This window comes from Bradyrhizobium sp. PRIMUS42, assembly GCF_023006515.1.
Classification (GTDB): domain Bacteria; phylum Pseudomonadota; class Alphaproteobacteria; order Rhizobiales; family Xanthobacteraceae; genus Bradyrhizobium.
In genome coordinates this window covers 1-4,221 of the sequence record NZ_JALBGZ010000557.1, presented here as the reverse complement: position 1 = coordinate 4,221, position 4,221 = coordinate 1, and the positions used below count along the sequence as shown (strand labels likewise).

The 4,221-nt window shown below is 64.1% G+C and carries 4 protein-coding genes; 3 read left to right on the top strand and 1 reads right to left on the bottom strand.

What is annotated here, in order from left to right; genetic code table 11:
• A partial coding sequence (locus tag MOV75_RS29160; protein WP_247007061.1) for a glycosyltransferase family A protein occupies positions 1-389 on the bottom strand: 389 nt, incomplete at its 3' end.
• Positions 390-632: 243 nt separating this feature from the next.
• On the opposite strand from MOV75_RS29160, the gene MOV75_RS29155 reads away from it, so the two are divergent.
• The 3 genes from MOV75_RS29155 to MOV75_RS29145 all read left to right on the top strand — a co-directional run.
• Positions 633-1,733, top strand: coding sequence for a glycosyltransferase family 1 protein (locus MOV75_RS29155; protein ID WP_246928737.1), 1,101 nt, complete (start codon positions 633-635; stop codon positions 1,731-1,733).
• A gap of 3 nt (positions 1,734-1,736) precedes the next feature.
• Positions 1,737-3,089 carry an O-antigen ligase gene (locus MOV75_RS29150; protein ID WP_246928735.1) on the top strand — a complete coding sequence of 451 codons (1,353 nt, stop codon included), beginning with the start codon at positions 1,737-1,739 and terminating at the stop codon, positions 3,087-3,089.
• A 119-nt stretch (positions 3,090-3,208) separates the two neighbouring features.
• A partial coding sequence (locus tag MOV75_RS29145; protein WP_247007060.1) for a GNAT family N-acetyltransferase occupies positions 3,209-4,221 on the top strand: 1,013 nt, incomplete at its 3' end.

Below are 4,221 nucleotides of genomic sequence, written 5' to 3'. Positions count from 1 at the left end.
AGCAGCGCAGCCACCGCGCCGGGGCGAAGGCGGTCGTCGGCATCGAGGAAGAGCAGCCATTCGCCGCTTGCATGACGTGCGCCGAGATTGCGCGCAGCCGACACACCGGCGGAATCATTGGTCATCAGGCGCAGTCGCGGGTCGCGAATGGCACGGACGATCGCGGTGGTATTGTCGGTCGAGCCGTCGTCCACGACGATCACTTCGCCGACCTCAACCTGCGCCAGTGCGCTCGCGAGGGTTTCGCCGACATAGGTCGCCACGTTCTTGGCGGGAATGACGACGGACACCGACGTGGGCGAACTCGACGTCAGCGGCTGGCGCACCGCCGGAGCGCTGCGTGCTGTGGCCGGCAGATCGAGAACGTGTTCGGCAGTGATCTGAGCCACGGCTCGCCTTTAAGAGTCTGTTAACCAGGACGCCGCTGCTGAATGAACGATGCGATCATTCGCAGCCTTGGATGTTTGCAAATGATACTCGGATTGCGGCCCGATCGTCGCCGCGAAGGCGTGTGTCGGCGTGGTTTCGTCAATTAGCGTTAAGCCACTGGCATTAAGCCTGTGGCAGATTTGGAGGAGAGCGACAGCCGGTCCCATGCGAGAATGAGCATCCGGCTGCCGCGGATGGATCCAGTGCCCGTAAAGACGTTCGAACACGACCCCGATGCGATGATCCTCAACCTCTTTTACGAGGACAAGGACGACCGCTGGTTTCCCGGCGACCGGCATCTGCGGCGCATGGCTCGCCGCGTGCTGCTCGGCGAGCCGCGCATGAGCGGCCAGCTTCGCGTATTCCTCAATCTCTGTGCAGGGCTCGACCGGCTCGGTATCCGCTATCGCGTCAACGATTACGGCTACATCGCACGGCATCCGGACGAGCTCGCCTGCATCATCGGCCGCACCTTCCTGCTCGACAAGTTCGCGTGGAAGAACCCGATCCTGCTCGGCGTCGCCGCGCACAATCATCCGCTCGACGATCCTGATCTGTTCAAGCGTCTCCCCGTGAAGAAGGTCGTGGTACCCGGCCCGTGGTACGTCGACATGTACCGGCCGTACTGGCCCGAGACGGAGGCATGGCCGGTCGGCATCGACACCGATCTCTGGGCACCGTCGCGCGGCTCGCAGAAGACGGTCGACGTGCTGATCTACGACAAGGTTCACTGGGACCGCGAGCGCTATGCACCGGAGCTGATCGAACCCGTCCGCGCCCGTCTGCGAAAAGAGGGGCGCTCGTTCATGGAGCTGCGCTACGGCAGCTACAAGGAGGAAGACTATCAGGCCGCGCTGGCGAGCTCGCGCGCGATGATCTTCCTCTGCCAGAACGAAAGCCAGGGCATCGCCTATCAGCAGGCTCTGTCTTGCGGCGTGCCTGTTTTCGCCTGGGATCCGGGTGGCCCATGGCGAGACCCCGACTACTATCCGCACCGCGTGCAGTTCGCGCCGGTGTCGTCGGTGCCGTATTGGGACGAGCGCTGCGGGGCCAGGTTCGCCGACGTCGCGGGGTTCGAGGCGGGGTGGGAAAACTTCTGGGCCGGCTGTGCCGCTGGCATGTTCGATCCGCGCGGTTTTATCCTGGACAGTCTCACGCTCGAGCAACGGGCGCTGCAATATTACGAGATTGCGCGGAGCATCGTGCGGCAGCCGCCGGCGCAGACCTCCGCCACGCCTGTTGAGGGGTGCTCGGCAGCGTTGAGCCAGGAGCTGGAGCCTCACCGACGCCACCAAATGTCTTGAGCCATGGACCGCAGCGCCGCTGACATCACTGAGCTCGAGGTCCGATCGTTGGGCCGTGTCGTGCGCGATGGCCTGGCGCAGCTCAATGCCGTGCAGGCTGCGCGTTGTCTCGTCGCCGTCGCGTCGCTGCTGCTGGTGCTGGTGACGCTCGATCCCTTCCCGGACCTGCGCAATCCCGATGTCACCAATGTCGTCGGCGGACGCATGGCGCTGACCTATGTGTCTTGGGGGCTGCTGGCTGCGGTCGCGGTGCTGTTCGTCGCCGCGACGGATGGGCCGGCGCTGAAGAGCCTGGTGACGCCGCTTCATCTCTGCCTTGTGGGCTGGCTGCTAATCAACATCGTCCTCTCCGAAAGCCCAGGCGTTTCGATCCAGCGGTTCGTGCTCCTCGCAAGCGTGACGTCGCTCGCCGTTCTGCTGCCATTGCTGCCGCCGACGCAGCGCAGCTTCAATCTTTGCCTGGGTGCCGCCGCGCTGGTGTTGCTCGCGCTGTGCTATCTCGGCGTCTTCCTCGCGCCGCAATATTCGATCCACACCTCGCTTGATATCGCCGAGCCGCAGCTCGCCGGCGACTGGCGTGGCAGTTTTGGCCACAAGAACGTCGCCTCACCCGTAATGACGATCCTGGTCTATGTCGGAATCTATCTGTCCGCCGTGGGCTCGTTCGTGATGGGACCCGCGATCGCGGCGCTCGCCGGCATCTTCCTGATCTTCACCGGCGGCAAGACGTCGTCGGTGCTCTGCCTTGCGGTCTATGTGCTCGCGTCGCTGGTCTATGTCACGCCAAGCCTGTGGCTGAAGCGGATCATCTGCTTCGTGCCGCTGATTGTGATGAACCTGCTGACGGTCGGCAGTGTCTTGAGCCCCGCGCTCGGGGCCATGACGCGGCTGCTTCCGCTCGATCCCACCTTCACGGGCCGTTCCGCCATCTGGGAGTTCGCGCTCGCGGCCTTCGCCGAAAAGCCGATCATCGGTCACGGCTATGCGGCCTTCTGGGACGACGTCACGGCACGGCAGACCGCCCAGGGCGCTGAATGGGCGACGTCGGCGGCGCACAGCCACAATAGCTATCTCGACCTCGCGGTCACCATCGGCCTGCCGGGACTCGTGCTCGTGATCCTCGTCTTCGTGCTCGCACCGCTCGGCAATTTCCAGTCAGCCCGGGCTCACAGCCGCAGTGGCACGCTGGCAAAGCTGTTCCTGACCGTATGGCTGTTCGGCCTGTATTACGGAGCGACCGAGACGTTCCTGCTCGAACGGCAGAATCCGATCTGGTTCATGTTCGCTCTGGCGGTGGCCGGTCTGCACTTCCTGGCGCGATTCCAGTGCGTCGCGCAGACGGAACCGAAGCAATGACAGCTTGTCGCATCCAAGGCTGTTTGTCGTGGCAATGGCTTAACGATAAGCGCCGTTCCTCGTGGTCTCCGACAATACATAACCTATTACCGAACATTCAGTAGTCGTATGTCCCGCGAATGACGTTCCTCAGCGTCGAGCAATTAGATGGTCTTGTGTCCAGCACGTCGGGAATCGCGATCGATTTCGTGCGTGATTGGCGCCAGGCCGCTTCGCGCCTGTACGCCGGGCATCGCACCGCTTTCCAACATGGCTACTGGCTTGGAGCCTGGTACCAGGCGTTCGATGATGTCGCGCCGCTGATCGCCGTGATCTCCGATTCCGCCACCGGCAAGGACATCGCGATGGTGCCGATGATCAGCCACATCAGGCGCGGCATCCGCATCGCCGAATTCGCCGATCTCGGCGTCTCCGACAACAACGCGCCGATCCTGGCGCGCGATGCCGCGTCGGATGCGGTGGCGATGCATGCGATCGGCAAGGCGCTGGTCGAGGCGTTGCGCGCCTTGCCCGACGGCTTCGATTTGCTGCGCCTGAGGAAGATGCCGGTCGAGGTCAGCGGCAAGCCGAACCCGCTGGTGTCGCTCGGCCGGATCGGGTCCTCTTCGCTCAACGGCAATCTCGTGCAGATGGGCGATGACTATCGAGCCTACCAGGCCTCAATCAAGCGCATGCAGATGCCGCGCTGCTGGCGCGTCTTCACCCGTCATGCCGGCGCGCGGTTCGAGATCGCCAAGGATGTCGGGCGCGCGCATGAACTGATGGACGTGATGGACGTCCAGCAGCAGGCGCGCATGCAAAAGCTCGGCTCGCCCTTCGTCCTCGACGACAAGACCCATGCGCGATTCTATCGCGAGGTGGTCCGCCAAGGCATTGCGGAGGGCTATGCCGTCGTCTCGGCGCTGGTGTGCGACGAGGGTATCGTCGCCACCGCGCTCGGCGTCCGGCACGGTGCGACCTATTACCTGCTGCGCATCAGCCATGGCGGCGATTCATGGTCGAGCTGCTCGCCGGGGCTGCTCGTCGCCGAGCGCACCCTGGCGGCGCTGCATGCAGAGGGCGTGCGCCGTTTCGACCTCAGCATCGGCAATCATGACTACAAGCGGCGCTTCGGCGCCGCGCGGGTGCCGCT

Excerpts from the sequence above, each read along its gene's own strand:
- MOV75_RS29150 (WP_246928735.1), top strand. The coding sequence starts at position 1,737 with ATGGACCGCAGCGCCGCTGACATCACTGAGCTCGAGGTCCGATCGTTG.